Source organism: Aestuariivirga sp., assembly GCF_047600585.1.
In the GTDB taxonomy this organism is placed as follows: Bacteria; Pseudomonadota; Alphaproteobacteria; order Rhizobiales; family Aestuariivirgaceae; genus Aestuariivirga.
Window position 1 is genome coordinate 1,994,909 of record NZ_JASGKP010000001.1, and the last position, 16,282, is coordinate 2,011,190.

Sequence of the window (16,282 nt, forward strand, 5' to 3'; positions counted from 1 at the left end):
GGCGGTTTTTTCTTTCGCACTTGCGAATGTGCTGGCCGCGCAATAGCTTGAGCCGGTCCACCGGAGTCGCGGCCTTGCGTTTCATTCCTCTTCTGCTTGCGGTCTTGGCAGTTTCGTCTCCCGCCTCCGCCGACATCCTCGTCGGGGTCGCGGGTCCAATGAGCGGCCCCAATGCCGTTTTCGGAAAGCAGATGGCAGCCGGTGTGGAAGCAGCAATCACGGTGGTGAATGCAGGCGGCGGCATCAACGGCGAGCCGCTGCGCTCGGTCGTGGTCGATGATGCCTGCGATACGCGCCGCGCCTTCGATGTCTCGCAGGATCTCGCCCGCCAGGACGTGCGCGTGGTCGTCGGGCACTTTTGTTCCGGCGCCACCATCGCCGCCGCCAAGACCTATCTCGAGGCCGGCATCCTCGCCATCACGCCCTCCGCCACGCTCCCTGCCGTCACCGACCAGCAGAACTGGAACGTGGTACGACTTGCCTCGCGCGACGACGCCCAGGCCGATGTGGCAGCGGCGCGCATCCTGAAGGACGATGCCGCCGCCAAGGTCGCGATCATCAGCGACGGCACGCCCTCCATGCGCAGCATCGTCGAGCGCCTGAAGGGCCGCCTCTCCAATGGCGTCGAGCAGGTGATCAAGCCGGGCACGACGAATTTCACGGACGTGGTGACGGCGGTGAAGGCCGCCGGCAGCACGGTCGTCTATTTCGCCCTCACTGCCACCGATGCCGGCAATCTCGCCAAGGCGCTCCGCGAGGAGAACGTGGCGGCGCAGTTCTATGGTCCCGATCTCCTGCTGAATGAAGTCTACTGGCAGAAGGCGGAAGATGCCGGAGAAGGCACGCGCGTGACCTTTGGTGTTGATCCCCTGACGCTTGCCAACAAGTTCAAGGTCGAACAGGTGCTCACCGGCGATGCAGGAACCGAAGGCGCCACCCTGCCCTCCTTCGCCGCAGTCGAGGTCTTTGCTGCCGCTGCGAAGGCCGCCGGCGTCAACAACGGCCGCGCTATGGCGGACTGGATCAAGGGCGGCAACACCATCTCCACCCTTCTCGGCACCCTGCAGTTCGATTCCCGCGGCGATCTCGTGACCCAGCACTTCGACTGGTATCGCTGGAGCGCGGCGCAGTTTGCCGAAGACCCGCAGCCTTGAGGATTGCCCATGCGCGCCTATTTCGTTCAGATCAAATGTGAACTCGGCAAGTCCTACGAGGTGGCGTCGGCCATCGCCGATTCCGAAATCGCCTCCGAGATCTATTCCACCGCCGGGGGCTTCGATCTTCTGGTGAAGCTCTATCTCGAGGAAGACCAGGACGTGGGCCGCTTCATCGCCGACCGCATCCAGACCGTGCCGGGCATCCGCGACACCTACACGCTCGTCACCTTCAAGGCCTTCTGATGCGGTTGCGACTGGCCGCACTGCTGCTTCTCCCGCTCGCGGGTGCCGCCCACGCCGCCGACGGAGCGCAGTCCCGCGCCATCGGCTTCTCGCCGGACAATCGCTACTTCGCCTTCGAGCAATATGGCGTGCAGGATGGCTCGGGCTTCGCCTATTCCGACATCTTCGTCATCGACCTTGGCAACGATACATGGGTGAAGGGCTCGCCCGTGCGGGTGCAGGACGAAAGCGAGGACGGCAACATCGATGCCGCCCGCGCCAAGGCGATCCAGCAGGCGAAGCCGGTGATCGACAGCGTGAAGGCCACGAGCGCCGTCGATACGCTGGCCTATCTGCCGTTCACGCAGGTTGGGCAGGCGGATCGCCGCAAGGTGCGTTTCGCCCGCTACTATGATTCATCGGGCAATCCCTCGAACTACGACGCGACCGGCACCTGGGAGATCGAAGTGAAGGACGTGGCCCTGCCCGCCCCTGCCGATTGCACCGATCTCGACATCGCAACGCCCGTTGGCCTCGAGGTGACGGTGAAGGACGTGAAGTCCGGCAAGAGCATCACCGCCACGCGCGACACGGCGATCCCGAAGTCGCGCTTCTGCCCGCACGCCTATGACATCGAGGCCGTCTTCGCGCCTGCGGGTTATGGCCAGCAGGAAGAGACCTTCGTGGCGCTGATCGGCGTTTTTAGCCGCGGTTTCGAAGGCTCGGACCGGCGCTTCATCGCCGTGCCTTTCAAGCCGCCGCCACTTTCAAACTGACTGCGGACATGAAAAAGGCGCTCCGCTTTCGCGGAGCGCCTTTCAATTCGTTCGTGCGCGATCTGATCAGCGCAGGTGGAGGCTGGCCACGCCGGCAGCCACGTTCAGGCCTTCCTGGGCCTGAAGGCTGATCGGCTGAAGGTTGATGCCCTTCTTGAAGCCACCGACGAGAACGTTGGCGCCGAGGCCGATGCCGACGGTCGCTTCGGCGTTGGCGCCGGTGTAGCTGCCCTTCAGCGCGTCATGGCCGATCTTGCCGGGCGCGAAAACGATCCAGGCGAGTTCTGCCTGATGGGTGACGCCGATGTCGACGCCGAGCTTGCCGATCGAGCCTTCATAACGCTCGTGGCCGCCGCCCGAACGGCGGAACACGCACTCGACGTTCTTCGACGAGCCGATGATGAAGCCAACGCCGCCATCGACGTGGCAGCGGAGCACGCCCACCTTCACGCCATAGGAGCCCGCTTCAGCCGGAAGATCGGTGGCTGCGGCGGCAACCGTGGTGGCGGCAAGGGCAAGTGCTGCAAACTTCAACTTCATAGTATTCTCCTTGAAAGTCAGTGGGATGCAATTCGGCGCAAAGTGCGTCAGGATTGAGGCGGCTAGGTTATTTTCCCTCAAATGTTGCGGCCAAGGAAGTCCCCTTTTCCGAGCTCCAGGCCGTTATGACGCAGAATGTTGTAAGCCGTTGTAATATGGAAATAAAAATTCGGCAATGCGTTCCGGTTGAAATACTCCTGACCGGTCATTTCCTTTTCGATGTCCCGCGAAATCCGCACCTTGACCATGCGCGTTTCGGCTCCGGCGAAGGCAGCTGAGTCGAGGGATTCCAGGAAGGCAATCGTCTTGGCGAGACGCGCCTGCAGTTCGGCGAAGGTCTTCTCTTCGTCGGCATAGCTCGGATTGGCGGTGCCGGACAGGCGGGCACCTGCGCCCTTGGCGAAGTCGGAGGCGAGCTGCACCTGGGAGGTCAGCGGAAACATGTCCGGGAAGAGCCGGAAGGTCAGCAGCGCCTCGGGCTTGATCTTGCGTGCCTCGCAATGGGCCTCCGCCTTCTTCAGGATGGCAGCAAGCGCCTTGAGGCTGTGGATGAGGACCGGAACGGAAACGTCGTACATCGAGGGTGTCCTTAGCGCAGTGAGGCGCAGAAGCGCTGGATGCGCTCGCAGGCCGTTTCGAGAGTCTTGGTGGCCGTCGCATAGGAGATGCGGAAGAACGGCGAGGTGCCGAAGGCCGCACCGTGGACGGCGGCAACGCCTTCCGCCGCGAGGAGCTCGGTGACGAACACTTCGTCGTTCGCGATCACCGTGCCCGACGGCGCGGTCTTGCCGATGAGGCCGGCGCAGGAGGGATAAACATAGAAGGCCCCTTCCGGCGTCGAACAGTGGAGGCCCCTCGCCTGGTTCAGCATGGAGACCACGAGGTCACGGCGCTCCTTGAACACCTTGTTGTTGGCGGCGATGAAATCCTGCGGACCATTCAGCGCCTCGACAGCCGCCCACTGGGCGATGGAGGACGGGTTGGAGGTCGACTGCGACTGCAGCTTGGCCATGGCCTTGATCAGCACCTCGGGGCCTGCGCCGTAGCCGATGCGCCAGCCTGTCATGCAGTAGGACTTGGAGACGCCGTTCATGGTGAGCGTTCGGTCGTAGAGCCGAGGCTCCACTTGGGCGATGGTGGTGAATTCGAACGTGTCATAGACGAGGTGCTCGTACATGTCGTCGGTGAGCACCCAGACCTGCGGATGCTTGAGCAGCACCTCGGCGATGGCCTTCAGTTCGTCACGCGTGTAGGCGGCACCCGAGGGGTTCGACGGCGAGTTCAGGATCAGCCACTTGGTCTTGGGCGTGATCGCCTTGGCAAGGTCGGCGGCCTGCAGCTTGAAGCCCTTGTCGGCCGGCCCCTGGACGATCACCGGCGTGCCGCCCGCAAGCATCACGATATCCGGATAGCTCACCCAGTAAGGGGCCGGAACGATGACTTCATCTCCCGGGTTCACGGTCGCCATCAAGGCGTTGAAAAGCACCTGCTTTCCGCCCGTGCCGATCGACACCTGCGAGGTCTTGTACTCAAGCCCGTTCTCGCGCTTGAACTTGGCGGCCACCGCCTTCTTCAGTTCGGCGATGCCATCCACCGCGGTGTACTTGGTCTTGCCTGCCTTGATGGCAGCAATCGCCGCGTCCTTGATGTTGTCGGGCGTATCGAAATCCGGTTCGCCGGCCGCGAGCCCGATCACGTCCTTGCCTTCCGCCTGCATGGCAGAGGCCTTGTTGGAGATGGCAATCGTGGCAGATGGCTGGATGCGGTTCAGTGCGTCGGAAATAAAGCCCATGGCAGTCCTCTTGCTTTGGGAGGCGGCATAAGGGGTTGCGCGGCCCCCCGCAAGCATCAATCCGCCGCATTAAAATCGCCGCCCGGCATGGCAGAATGGCGTTTGTGAAACAGCTCCCCATCCTCGTTGCCGGCGGCGGAATCGCCGGTGTCGCAGCAGCTCTCGCAGCCGCCGTCTCCGGGCGCGAGGCCCTGGTGTTCGAACGCGCCGGTGCCTTCGAGGAAGTGGGTGCCGGCCTCCAGATCGGACCCAACGCCGTGAAGGCCCTGCAGCGAATCGGGGCCTGGAGCGAGGTCGCGGCCATCGCCACCGCACCGCCCGCCATCATCCTCCGCGACGCCATGTCTGGCCGCACGGTCAGGCGGGTGCAGCTTGCCGGCGCCTTTGAGGCAATGTTCGGTGCGCCCTATCGCGTGGCCCACCGGGCCCACCTTCATGGCGCGCTTCTCGCCGCTGCCGCAGAACACCCGTCGATCACCATCCGCGGCGGCAGCGCCGTCCAGGACATCAGCGAAGACGTGGATGGCGTGTCGCTGACCCTGCAGGACGGCACGAGCCATTCGGGCGATGTGTTGATCGCCGCCGACGGCATGCGTTCCGGCATCCGCCAGAAGCTGTGGCCGGGCAGCGCTTCGGTGTTCGCGGGGCAGATCATCTACCGTGCCCTCACCGACATGCCGGCAACACTTGCCGACGGTGACTGCGTGAACCTGTGGATGGGCCGCGGGTTCCACTGCGTGCACTACCCTGTGGGCAAGGAGCACCGGCTCAACATCGTGCTCGTCGCCCACGACGGGCAACTCACCGACGAGATCATCGAGCAATGCTGCGCGGGCCTGCAGGACATTCTCGCGGGCGCCGGAAAGTGGCTGCCGTGGGAAGCGCGCCATGTGCCGCCACTTTCCAGCTGGGTGAAGGGGCGCGTGGCACTCCTCGGCGACTCGGCGCACGGCACCGTGCCCTACTTCGCCCAGGGCTCGGCCATGGCGCTCGAGGATGCGGCCCTGCTCGCGGACTTGCTGCGCGATGCCGGCACGCTGCCCGTGAACTTCGCCCATCTCAACAAGCGCATGCCGCGCGTCGCTACGGTTCACCAGGCGAGCGTGCGGCAGGGTCAGATCTACAGCGCAAAGGGACCGATGGCGGCAGCGCGCAATCTCGTGCTGCGCATGATGCCGGACCAGCAGTTCCTGTCACGCTTGGCGTGGATCTACAAAAACGGCTGAGGCCGGGGTTTTTGCCTGCCGGTCCATCGCCTCTCACGCTCCGCACACGAAAACGTGACGATCAGCACCCCATTCCGCCGGTGCGCTGCAGCAGGAAGTTTAATATCATCTCCGGTTACAATACGGAGGAACTGATCATGACCCATCTCAAACGCATCCTGTTTTCAGGCGTTCTTGCCGCCAGCGTGGCAATCATGCCTGCAGTCAGCATTGCCGCCGGCGGCGGCGGGGGTGGCGGTGGCGGTGGTGGAGGCGGCGGCCCCGCCAACACACCGACGACTTCGCCCAAGAAGCTCAAGTGCAAGAAGGGCCAAGCCGTGAAGATGGTGATGGTCAGCGGCAAGAAGAAGGCCAAGTGCGTGAACGTGGCGGCTGAGCTGCTCACGCCGCAGGAACTCTATCAGCAGGGTTATGCGCTCGCCAAGGAAGGCGAATATGACTGGGCCCTCGACCTGCTCGAAATGGCCGACCAGAAGGATCCGGACGTGCTCAACATGCAGGGCTACAGCCACCGCAAGGCGGGCCGCCTGGATGTTGCCGTCGGTTTCTACCAGCGCGCCCTGGCGATGAACCCGGATTTCGTCCGCGCCCGCGAATATCTGGGTGAAGGCTATGCCGCTGCCGGCAAGCTTGATCTCGCCAAGCTGCAACTCGCCGAAATCGAGAAGCGTTGCGGCACGACCTGCGAGGAATACGGCGACCTGTCGAAGGCCATCGCCGCTGCGGCCAACTGATCCTGATCGAACCTACCGGGGTGGCGTGAGTTCTCTCACGCTGCCCCTGCCCCACTTCGCGGCACCAAGGCGCGCCGCCAGCACCGGCAGGATGATGCCGAGTTCCGCCTTCAGCGTGTGCGGCGGATTGACGACGACGACGCCCGAGCCCGCAAGGCCCCCTTCCGCAAAGCCTTCCCGCACCCGCAGTTCGGCGGCAATCGTGCCCGCACAGGGCAGTGCCGTGGCCGCATCCAGCAGGGCAGCCTCGGCGCCCTCTTGCTTCAGCGGATACCAGGCAATGATGGTGGTGTTCTGCATGCGGGCGTGAATGTGGCCGAGCATGCGTGCCATCTTTTCAAGTTCGCCCGCAACCTCGAAAGCGGGATCGATCAGCACCACGCCACGCCGCTCGGTGAAGGGCAGTTCCGCCTTCACCGCCTGGGCCGCATCGACGCGGGTGATGCGCACGCGCTTGTCGGACGCATAGCGCGCCGCCAGCGTATCGGCATCGGCAGGATGAAGTTCGTTGAGGATGATGCGGTCGCTCCGTCGCAACAGCCGGGCAATGATCTCGGGCGAGCCCGGATAGATGCGCAGGGTGCCGTCCGGATTGAGATCGCGGATCATGTTGAGATAGGTGGCAAGAAGGCCGCGCGCGTCTTCCGGCAGCGGCTCGGCGAGCAGCCTGCCGATGCCATCCTTCCATTCTCCGGTCTTGTAGGCCTCGGCGCCCTTGAGGTCGTAGCGGCCAATGCCGGCATGGGCATCGAGCACGGCGAGCGGCTTGTCCTTCTGCACGAGATAGCCGAGCACGCGGGCCAGCACGGCGTGCTTCAGCACGTCCGCATGGTTTCCGGCGTGATAGGCGTGACGGTAGTTCATGCCCGGAACACGATCGTTGCGCCCACCACGATGACGGCGAAGCCGATGACATGCTGCAGGGTGATCGCCTCCTTCAGCCAGAAGACCGAGAACACGATGAAGACGCTGAAGGTGATGACCTCCTGGATCGTCTTCAGTTCAGCCGCACTGTAGACGGCACTGCCGATACGGTTCGCCGGCACGGCGAGGCAGTATTCGAAGAAGGCGATGATCCAGCTTGCCAGCACGACGAGCCACAGCGCCTTCTGCTTGTAGGCGAGATGCCCATACCAGGCGAAGGTCATGAACACGTTGGATGCAATCAGCATCAGGATGGGATAGACATGGGCCGGCGTGATGGATGTCATTCGGAGTGAAACCTGCTTCAGGAAACTGCTTCGGGGGAGATTCTGGAAGCGCTGCATACGGTATTAACAGTCCGGTAACCATGTCGGGGCGACAATGCCGTAATGTGTGAGCAGCGTTGCGGAGGCCTGTAATGCGTTATTTTGTCCTGATGTTCCTTGCTATGGTTACCCCGGCTGCTGCGGATGAAATTTCTCCCTGGTTCGGGTCGGCCGATCAGGTCCCATTCCAGATGGCCTCCGATGGCAAGGCTGTGGTAACGCCGGGCCGGAAAGACGTTCGCGCCGAACTGGGAAAGCACCCTGATTGCGCAATCGAAGGTTGTTCGATTGCCGAGAGTGCCGCCCCAATCCGGGGCAAAAGTTCGGTTTCTCCCTAATCCTGACACAGGTTATGGGTACCGGGCTGGTGTTTTGGGGGAATTGAAATGAAGAAGTCGATGGTTGTTCTGGCTGCTGCAAGCCTCGTGGCTCTCACGGGTTGCACCAACATGAACATTTTCAAGGACAATCCCGAGCCGGCGCCCGCCGAGCCGCAGGTTGACCTGAACCCGCAGCCCATGGCGCCCGGCATGATGAGCGCCGGACAGATCAAGCAGATCCTCTCCGGCAAGAGCTGGAAGTGGGCGAGCCCGAAGAACAGCGGCGTGACCCTCTATGCCGACGACGGCAGCTCGCTTGTGGAGGTGACCGGCAAGGGCACCACAACCGGCAAGTGGTCGGTGAAGGACGGACAACTTTGCGAAAGCTTTGCGCCCGCACCGTTCCTGCCCAAGGGCGTTCCCATGACCTGCCAGCCCTTCAGCGGCTCCGGCAACACCTACAAGGTGGGACAGGCGACCTTCACACTCGCATAAGTGTGAATGGTTCCACAAACTTGCCGCATAAAAAACATGGCAAAGCCGTGGGCAATACCTACATGTGAGTCATTCGATCCCCTGCAACCGGATCATGGCTTTCACACACATGTCCACTCTCTCCCGACGTTTCTTCCTTTCCGGCGTGCTTGCAATGGCGGCCGCCGCCCTTCCCGTCTCGGCTGCACTGGCGCAGCAGCATCCGCTTTATGGGGGCGAGGAAGGCGAGATCATGGGGCGCGATCCGTCGCTCTTTCCGCCGCCCGAATCACCCGTCGATTTTCCGATCACGCCGGCTGACCTCGACAGCATTCCGGAAAAATTCCACCGCCAGATGGTCCACTACGAGGGCATGGAGTCTCCTGGCACGATCATCGTGGATCCGTCGAAGCGCTTCCTCTACCTCGTGCTCGAGAACAACATGGCGATTCGCTATGGCGTCGGCGTGGGCCGCCAGGGCTTCGCCTGGTCGGGCGAAGCCGTCGTTCAGATGAAGCGCCGCTGGCCGCGCTGGATTCCGCCGGAAGAGATGACCTACCGCGATGCGCATGCAGCGGAATGGAACAACGGCATGCCGGGCGGACCCAACAATCCGCTGGGGGCACGCGCGCTCTACCTGTTCTCGAACGGTCAGGACACGCTCTACCGCATCCACGGCACCAACGAGCCGAACTCGATCGGCAAGGCCATGTCGTCAGGTTGCATCCGCATGCTGAACGAAGACGTGGCGGATCTCTTTGACCGGGTGCCCAAGGGCGCCAAGGTGATCGTGCTGGGGGCCGACATCTGAGTCTGCACGCTTTCTGCGGGCCACGCTTTTCAGCAGCCAGGCCCTTTGGCCTTGCGAACAAGGTTCCAATCTGGCACATGGCGCTGGGCGGGGGCATGCATGGAAGTGTTCGGAATGTACCGTTCGTCAGTCGGTCTTTGTCTCATTGCCTGCCTCGCCCTTGGCGCCTGTGCAACGGGTCCGAAGGGCATCCGCATCGTCAATGAAGGTTCCTCCGCCGTTCCCCAGCAGCAGGGCGCGGTCATCCGCAATTTCACCGCCCCCGAGATCCAGGCCGCGATCGTCGGCAAGACCTTCCAGTACACCCGCCCCGACGGTAACGGTTTCATCTCCTACAATGGCGATGGCAGCTTCGAGTACCAGGACGACTCGAAGGGCAGCGGCAAGGGCCGCTGGAGCGCCAACGGCGAACAGTTCTGCGAATCCTACGGCAACAAGCCCATGGAATGCGGGGTCTTCAAGAACACCGGCGACGCATATTTTGCCGCCAATTCCCGCCTCGTGGAAATGAAGGTCTAGGGCTCTCCCCCTTCTCCCCTCGCAAACCACCCTCATCCGCCCTTCGGGCACCTTCTCCCGCCAGCGGGAGAAGGCTGATCGCGTTCGCCCTCTCCCCTGTGGGGAGAGGGTCCGCGAAGCGGGGGTGAGGGTGTTTTCCAAGACAAGTCGGATGACAGCCCCCGGTCACATTTGTTAAGGCCGATGGACATCTGCAAGGACTGCTATGATCCCCCGTTACGCCCGCAAGGAAATGGCCCAAATCTGGGCTCCCGAGACCCGCTACAAGATCTGGTTTGAAATCGAGGCCCATGCCGCTGACCGCATGGCCGAACTGGGGATTGTTCCCAAGGGGGCGGCCAAGGCCATCTGGGCCAAGGGCAAGGACGCCGAATTCAGCGCCGCCCGCATCGACGAGATCGAGGCCGTCACCAAGCATGACGTGATCGCCTTCCTCACCCACCTCGCCGAAATCGTGGGCCCCGAGGCCCGCTTCGTGCATCAGGGCATGACCTCCTCGGACGTGCTCGACACCTGCCTCAACATCCAGCTCACCCGTGCCGCCGACCTGCTGCTCAAGGACATCGACGAGGTGCTGGCCGCGCTCAAGCGCCGCGCCTTCGAGCACAAGCTTACGCCCTGCATCGGCCGCAGCCACGGCATCCACGCCGAGCCCATCACCTTCGGCCTCAAGCTTGCCTTTGCCCATGCCGAGTTCCAGCGGGCCCGCGAGCGCCTTGTCTTCGCGCGGAAGGAAATCGCCACCTGCGCCATCTCGGGCGCGGTCGGCACCTTCGCCAACATCGACCCCAGCGTGGAAGTGCACGTGGCGGAGAAGCTCGGGCTTGCCGTCGAACCCGTCTCCACCCAGGTCATCCCGCGCGACCGTCACGCCATGTTCTTTGCGGTGCTGGGCGTGATCGCGAGTTCGATCGAGCGGCTCGCCACCGAAATCCGTCACCTGCAGCGCACCGAGGTTCTGGAAGCGGAAGAATACTTCTCGCCCGGCCAGAAGGGCTCGTCGGCCATGCCGCACAAGCGCAATCCGGTGCTCACCGAAAACCTGACGGGCCTCGCCCGCCTCGTGCGCTCCGCCGTCACACCCGCCATGGAGAACGTGGCGCTGTGGCACGAGCGGGATATCTCGCACTCCTCCGTTGAACGCGGCATCGGGCCTGATGCGACCGTGCATCTCGACTTTGCATTGAAACGTCTCGCCGGTGTCATCGACAAGCTGCTGGTGTACCCTGAGAACATGCAGCGCAACCTCGACCGCCTCGGCGGACTCGTGCATTCGCAGCGCGTGCTTCTCGCTCTCACCCAGAAGGGCATGAGCCGCGAGGACAGCTATGCCGCCGTGCAGCGGAACGCCATGCCGGTGTGGCGCGGCGAAGGCCAGTTCCTTGACCTCCTGAAAGCGGACAAGGAGATATCGGCGCACTTGTCACCCAAGGAACTCGAGAGCCTCTTCGACCTGGGCTATCACACCAAGCATGTCGACACGATCTTCGCGCGAGTGTTCGGCCATGTCTGATCGCGGCTTGCAGAAGGAAATCCCCCTCATCACCACCACCGAGGCGCTCGCGGCCTTCTGCGACAGCCTGGTGGAAGAACGCTTCATCACGGTCGATACCGAGTTCCTGCGGGAAACGACCTACTACCCGAAGCTCTGCCTCATCCAGGTCGCGGGCAGCAGCAATGCCGCCCTCATTGATCCCCTGTCGAAGGACCTCGACCTTCAGCCCTTCTTCACGCTGATGGCCGACAGCCGCGTGCTCAAGGTCTTCCACGCCGCCAGGCAGGATGTGGAAATCATGATCAACCTCGCGGATGCCGTGCCCACACCGATCTTCGACACGCAGATCGCCGCCATGGTGTGCGGCTTCGGCGACCAGGTGGGCTACGAGGCCATCGTGCGCAAGCTGGTGGGCGCGCAGATCGACAAGTCGGCGCAGTTCACCGACTGGTCGCGCCGCCCCCTCACCCACAAGCAGATGGCCTATGCCCTCTCGGACGTCACGCATCTCCGCACCGTCTATGAAAAGCTGATGGAGCAGATTGCCAAGGAAAGCCGCAGCGACTGGCTGGAAGGTGAGCTTGAAGACCTCGCCAATCCGAACTCCTACCGCGTCGATCCCGAGCAGAGCTGGCGGCGCATCAAGGCCCGCATCCAGAACAAGAAGCAGCAGGCCGCATTGATCGCGGTCGCTGCCTGGCGCGAACGTCAGGCGCAGGAAAAGAACGTGCCGCGCGGCCGCATCCTCAAGGATGATGCCGTGGCCGAGATCGCCATCCAGGTGCCACAGACGCGGGAGGCGCTGCAACAGCTCCGCCTTCTGCCCCGGGGCTCGGCGGATTCGGTGATCGGCAAGGGCATCCTCGAAGCCGTGGCCCATGGCCTTGCCCGCGACCCGTCCCACATTCCAAGCCCCAAGGGCCGTGGCGATGAAATGTCATCGGCACAGGAAGCAGCAGCCGAAATCCTCAAGCTCGCCCTCAAGGTGGTAAGCGAGCGCGACGGGATTGCTCCCAAGCTCATCGCCTCAAGTGCCGACATCGACGCCATCGCCGTCGATGACAACGCCAACGTCCCTGCCCTTCAGGGCTGGCGGCGGCAGGTGTTCGGTGAGGTGGCGCTTGATCTCAAGTATGGCCGGGCAGCAATCACGCTGGAAAAGGGCCGGGTCCAGATCGTCAAGCGCTAGCCAATTTGGACTCTAGGCGTACGGCCCATCTCGAAGGCAAGGCTGGCGAGACGCTTCTCCACCCGTTCGCCCATCAGGTCGGCAAGTTTCTTCGGCAGCGTGAGCACGAGTTCCTTGCTGCCTGAGAGTTTCAGTCCGATGCGGGGCAACATGCCCGGCATGGCAGCCGAGAGAATGTAGGCCAGCCGGAAGATCGAGCTGAGCAGATGGGCGCGTTCCATGGCGCGCTCGTCCAGAAGGCGGGTGAGATCGTCCTTCATCACCTCGCCCTCGTAGCGGTAGAACACCGTAAGCGCGAGGAAGACGCGGCCGGGATGATCTACGCCCACGAAGGCCGCCTGCGAGATCATGCTGAGCGAGCGGTCCGCACGGTAATCCGGGTGCGCCCGCCAGCCGATGTCGGCAAGCAGGCAGGCAGCATAGCGCAGGCGTTGTTCTTCGTCGGTTTCGGCAAAGCTCTTGCTGCTGAAGATCTGGTCGGTCCAGTCGCAGAGTTCGAGTTCGTGTTCGGGCGAGCGCGCATAGCGGCGGGCGAAATCCCAGCATGACGAGAGCAACGCATCCGAGCGCATCTTCTTGCGCGGCAGGCGGGCATAGAGATAGCCCTCGCGCACGCCATAGACCGAGCAGACGACATCACGCGCCTTCGAATGATGCAGCAGTCGCTCAAGCACCATGGCTCCGTAGGGCAGCGTTTCCGAACGCGACTTGGAGACGTCCTTCACATCCTTCAGCGCGGCTGCGGAAAGTCCCGACACCAGTTCCGAGATGGCGGCGGCTTGCGAGCGCGTCATGGTGTATTGGTGCAGCACATGCAGCGGATAATGCGCGTGGGCCATGTGCATGCGGGCGATGTTGCGCCAGGCGCCGCCAACCGCATAGAAGCTGCGGCCGTTGAGATGCGTGAGAATGTCGGTCTTGGTGAGATAGTCATCGACGATGCCGCGGGCCCGTTCCATGTCGTTGCCCGACATGTCCATGAGGCGGAGCGGCCCCAACGGCAGCGTCACGCCCTCATTTAGCTTGCCGTCCTTGATGTCGATGAGTTCAAGAGAGCCGCCGCCAAGGTCGCCTGCCACGCCGTCGGCCTCGGGAATGCCGGCGATGACGCCGAGGGCTGCAAAGCGCGCCTCTTCCTTGCCGGTGAGAACGGAGATCCCTGCCCCCAGTGCCTTCTCGGCCTTGTCGACAAAGTCTTCGCCATTCGTCGCTTCGCGCGCCGCTGCGGTCGCGACCGCGAAGACTTGCTTGCAGCCGATCTGCTTGGCGAGGGTGCGGAAGCGGCGGAGCGCTGCAAGAGCGCGCACGATCGCCGCCTCGTTCAGCTTGCCGGTGATGGCCACGCCCTTGCCGAGGCCGCAGAGGATCTTTTCGTTGAACACCGGGGTGGGCGAGCGGCGGAGGCCGTCATAGACGACAAGGCGGACCGAGTTCGAGCCGATGTCGACCACGGCCACGGGCCTGTAGCTGGGAGGTTCGGTGCGGAATCCGGTATGCCAGGTCACTTGTTCTTCGCCGATTTCTTTTTCCGTGGAATGGGTTGCGGCACACTAGCGGCGAGCGAGCGGCCCCGTCCAGAGAGCGATGGATTGTGCATGAAAAACTTGTGGGCATTGAAGGCTTCTTCCGGCGACGGCGGCACGAGGCGGCGCGAGGTGCCGTCCGGCTGAAGCTCCCAGCTCTGTTCGTTGTCCTGCAGGTTGGCGACCATGATCTGGTCCAGCACCTGGTCATGAACGGTGGGATTGAGGATGGGGATCAGCGTCTCCACCCGGCGGTGGAGGTTGCGCGGCATCCAGTCGGCCGAGCCGATGTAGACCTTGGCATTCTCGTGGGGCAGCGCCTGACCGGCGCCGAAACAGACAATGCGCGAGTGCTCGAGGAAGCGCCCGATAATGCTCTTCACCCGGATGTTGTCCGAGAGGCCGGGCACGCCGGGTCGGAGGCACGAGATGCCGCGCACCACGAGGTCGATCTGCACGCCTGCCTGGCTGGCGCGGTAAAGCGCATCGATGATGCCCGGATCGACAAGCGAATTCATCTTGGCCCAGATCTGCGCGGGGCGGCCTTCCTTGGCGTGGGCGATCTCCTCGTCGATGTGCTGCAGCAGGCGTGCCTTCAGGTTGATGGGCGACAGCGAGATGCGCTCAAGGTCTTCCGGCTGGGCATAGCCCGAGATGAAGTTGAAGAGCCGCGCGGCATCGCGGGCCAGCGCCGGATCGCAGGTGAAGAACGAGAGGTCGGTGTAGATCTTGGCGGTGATCGGATGATAGTTGCCGGTGCCGAAGTGCACATACGTGCGCATCGCCCCCTGCTCGCGCCGCACCACCATCGAGACCTTGGCGTGGGTCTTGAGCTCGATGAAGCCGAAGACGACCTGCACGCCGGCGCGTTCCAGGTCGCGGGCCCACTGGATGTTGGCCTCTTCATCGAAGCGGGCCTTGAGTTCGATCAGCGCCATCACCGTCTTGCCCGCTTCCGCCGCCTTGGCAAGCGCCGCCACGACCGGCGAATTGCGCGAGGTGCGGTAGAGCGTCTGCTTGATCGCCACCACATCCGGGTCGGCCGCCGCCTGGCGGATGAACTGCACCACCACGTCGAAGGATTCATAGGGATGGTGGACGACGAAGTCCTTCTGGCGGATCGCCGCGAAGATGTCGCCGCCATGATCGCGCACGCGCTCGGGGAAGCGCGCCACGAAGGGCTTGAACTTCAGGTCGGGCCGCTCGTCGAGGATGAGCTGCGAGGTGTCGGAATAGCCGACGAGGCCGTCGCTCACCACCACCACGTCATCGGAGACTTCCAGTTCGGCGGCGATGAAGGCGGTGAGGTTGGCTGGACTCGTGCTGTCCACTTCCATGCGGATCACCGAGCCGCGGCGGCGGCGCTTCAGTGCGGTTTCGAACACGCGCACCAGGTCTTCGGCTTCTTCCTCGATTTCGATGTCGCTGTCGCGGATGATGCGGAAGAGGCCACGGCCCGTCACCTCGTAGCCGGGGAAGAGCCGGGGCAGGAACAGGCCGAGCATGGTCTCGATCGAGATGAAGCGCACGCCCTCGCCTGGCAGGCGGATGAAGCGCTCGAGCTGCGGCGGAATGGGCAGCAGCGCGCGCATGGTGTTGCCGTCGCTCTTGCGGCGCAGTTCCACCGCGATCACGAAACCGCGGTTGAGGATGAACGGGAACGGGTGAGCCGGATCGATGGCGATGGGTGTCACCACCGGCAGGATCTGCTCGAGGAAGCGGTTGTTGAGAAAGACCGTATCCTCGGCGGTGATCTCGCCCTCGTCGACGATGGCGATGCCGTTCTCGCGCAGTTCCTGGCGCAGGTGCTTCCAGCGCACGTCCTGCTCGATCATCAGCGCCTGCGCCTGCTCACGGATCAGCACCAGCTGTTCCTGCGGGGTGAGGCCGTCCTGGCTGATCTCGGGCACCTGCTCGCGCACCTGGCCCACCAGGCCTGCCACGCGCACCATGAAGAATTCATCGAGGTTGTTTCCGGAGATCGAGAGGAAGCGCAGCCGCTCCAAGAGCGGGTGATTGGGGTTGCGGGCTTCCTCCAGCACGCGCGAATTGAACCCGAGCCAGGAAAGCTCGCGGTTGAAGAAGCGCTTGGGGTTGTCCAGTGTCAGCGCGTCTTGCGGCGGTTGGGCGGCGTGCGGAAGGTTCATGTCTGTGTCCAGGCGGGCCATGCCGGTCAGGCTTTCGGCCCCCGGTTGCGGGCCGATTATTGCAGATATGTGACGTTGCCGTGAAGGCCCGCCGGGGCGCCATCGCC

General features: G+C 63.5%; 18 protein-coding genes. 11 read left to right on the top strand and 7 right to left on the bottom strand.

Going from position 1 to position 16,282, the window contains the following annotated elements; all coding sequences use genetic code 11:
• Positions 1-26 precede the first annotated feature (26 nt).
• Genes QM801_RS09825 through QM801_RS09835 form a run of 3 tightly spaced genes read left to right on the top strand, consistent with a single transcriptional unit; the run spans position 27 to position 2,155 of the window.
• Positions 27-1,154, top strand: a complete 1,128-nt coding sequence (locus QM801_RS09825; protein ID WP_415019024.1) for a branched-chain amino acid ABC transporter substrate-binding protein — start codon at positions 27-29, stop codon at positions 1,152-1,154.
• Positions 1,155-1,163: 9 nt separating this feature from the next.
• Positions 1,164-1,400, top strand: a complete 237-nt coding sequence (locus tag QM801_RS09830; protein ID WP_415019025.1) for an Lrp/AsnC ligand binding domain-containing protein — start codon at positions 1,164-1,166, stop codon at positions 1,398-1,400.
• Positions 1,400-2,155 (top strand): DUF2259 domain-containing protein, encoded by a 756-nt coding sequence (locus tag QM801_RS09835; RefSeq protein ID WP_415019026.1) that lies wholly within the window; start codon positions 1,400-1,402, stop codon positions 2,153-2,155. The genes QM801_RS09830 and QM801_RS09835 overlap by 1 nt, the downstream gene beginning before the upstream one ends.
• Positions 2,156-2,221: 66 nt before the next feature.
• Here QM801_RS09835 and QM801_RS09840 read toward each other — a convergent pair whose 3' ends face one another.
• From QM801_RS09840 to QM801_RS09850, 3 genes are all read right to left on the bottom strand, one after another.
• Positions 2,222-2,695: a DUF992 domain-containing protein gene (locus QM801_RS09840; RefSeq protein WP_415019027.1), complete on the bottom strand. Its 474-nt coding sequence runs from the start codon at positions 2,693-2,695 to the stop codon at positions 2,222-2,224.
• 77 nt (positions 2,696-2,772) lie between these two features.
• Positions 2,773-3,273 (bottom strand): DUF1993 domain-containing protein, encoded by a 501-nt coding sequence (locus QM801_RS09845; RefSeq protein ID WP_415019028.1) that lies wholly within the window; start codon positions 3,271-3,273, stop codon positions 2,773-2,775.
• Between the two features lie 11 nt (positions 3,274-3,284).
• Positions 3,285-4,487 carry a pyridoxal phosphate-dependent aminotransferase gene (locus tag QM801_RS09850; protein ID WP_415019029.1) on the bottom strand — a complete coding sequence of 401 codons (1,203 nt, stop codon included), beginning with the start codon at positions 4,485-4,487 and terminating at the stop codon, positions 3,285-3,287.
• Between the two features lie 95 nt (positions 4,488-4,582).
• Between QM801_RS09850 and QM801_RS09855 the strand changes: the two genes are divergently transcribed.
• Positions 4,583-5,713 carry an FAD-dependent monooxygenase gene (locus QM801_RS09855; RefSeq protein WP_415019030.1) on the top strand — a complete coding sequence of 377 codons (1,131 nt, stop codon included), beginning with the start codon at positions 4,583-4,585 and terminating at the stop codon, positions 5,711-5,713.
• Between the two features lie 137 nt (positions 5,714-5,850).
• On the top strand, positions 5,851-6,447 hold the full coding sequence (locus QM801_RS09860) for a tetratricopeptide repeat protein (RefSeq protein WP_415019031.1): 597 nt from the start codon (positions 5,851-5,853) through the stop codon (positions 6,445-6,447).
• Positions 6,448-6,459: 12 nt separating this feature from the next.
• Here the strand turns inward: QM801_RS09860 and QM801_RS09865 are convergent, their stop codons facing one another.
• Positions 6,460-7,311, bottom strand: coding sequence for a 23S rRNA (adenine(2030)-N(6))-methyltransferase RlmJ (locus QM801_RS09865; RefSeq protein ID WP_415019032.1), 852 nt, complete (start codon positions 7,309-7,311; stop codon positions 6,460-6,462).
• Positions 7,308-7,658 (bottom strand): DMT family protein, encoded by a 351-nt coding sequence (locus tag QM801_RS09870; protein WP_415019033.1) that lies wholly within the window; start codon positions 7,656-7,658, stop codon positions 7,308-7,310. The genes QM801_RS09865 and QM801_RS09870 overlap by 4 nt, the downstream gene beginning before the upstream one ends.
• A gap of 131 nt (positions 7,659-7,789) precedes the next feature.
• Here QM801_RS09870 and QM801_RS09875 point away from each other — a divergent pair, with 131 nt between their 5' ends.
• The 6 genes from QM801_RS09875 (at position 7,790) to rnd (ending at position 12,505) form a co-directional block, all read left to right on the top strand.
• Positions 7,790-8,035 carry a hypothetical protein gene (locus QM801_RS09875; protein WP_415019034.1) on the top strand — a complete coding sequence of 82 codons (246 nt, stop codon included), beginning with the start codon at positions 7,790-7,792 and terminating at the stop codon, positions 8,033-8,035.
• Positions 8,036-8,083: 48 nt separating this feature from the next.
• Complete coding sequence (locus QM801_RS09880; RefSeq protein WP_415019035.1) at positions 8,084-8,512, top strand: DUF995 domain-containing protein; 429 nt, start codon at positions 8,084-8,086, stop codon at positions 8,510-8,512.
• A gap of 109 nt (positions 8,513-8,621) precedes the next feature.
• On the top strand, positions 8,622-9,302 hold the full coding sequence (locus QM801_RS09885; protein WP_415019036.1) for a L,D-transpeptidase: 681 nt from the start codon (positions 8,622-8,624) through the stop codon (positions 9,300-9,302).
• Positions 9,303-9,416: 114 nt separating this feature from the next.
• On the top strand, positions 9,417-9,821 hold the full coding sequence (locus QM801_RS09890; RefSeq protein ID WP_415019037.1) for a hypothetical protein: 405 nt from the start codon (positions 9,417-9,419) through the stop codon (positions 9,819-9,821).
• Positions 9,822-10,026: 205 nt separating this feature from the next.
• Positions 10,027-11,334: an adenylosuccinate lyase gene (gene purB / locus QM801_RS09895; RefSeq protein WP_415019038.1), complete on the top strand. Its 1,308-nt coding sequence runs from the start codon at positions 10,027-10,029 to the stop codon at positions 11,332-11,334.
• Positions 11,327-12,505: a ribonuclease D gene (rnd, locus tag QM801_RS09900; protein ID WP_415019039.1), complete on the top strand. Its 1,179-nt coding sequence runs from the start codon at positions 11,327-11,329 to the stop codon at positions 12,503-12,505. Before purB ends, rnd begins: the two co-directional genes overlap by 8 nt.
• Here rnd and ppx read toward each other — a convergent pair.
• Together ppx and QM801_RS09910 are read right to left on the bottom strand one after the other, a co-directional pair.
• Positions 12,502-14,010 carry an exopolyphosphatase gene (ppx, locus tag QM801_RS09905; protein ID WP_415019040.1) on the bottom strand — a complete coding sequence of 503 codons (1,509 nt, stop codon included), beginning with the start codon at positions 14,008-14,010 and terminating at the stop codon, positions 12,502-12,504. The two genes, rnd and ppx, sit on opposite strands and share 4 nt — an antisense overlap.
• The gene (locus QM801_RS09910; protein WP_415019041.1) at positions 14,007-16,175 is read right to left on the bottom strand and encodes an RNA degradosome polyphosphate kinase; all 2,169 of its coding nucleotides are present in this window, start codon (positions 16,173-16,175) and stop codon (positions 14,007-14,009) included. The genes ppx and QM801_RS09910 overlap by 4 nt, the downstream gene beginning before the upstream one ends.
• Between the last annotated feature and the right edge of the window lie 107 nt (positions 16,176-16,282).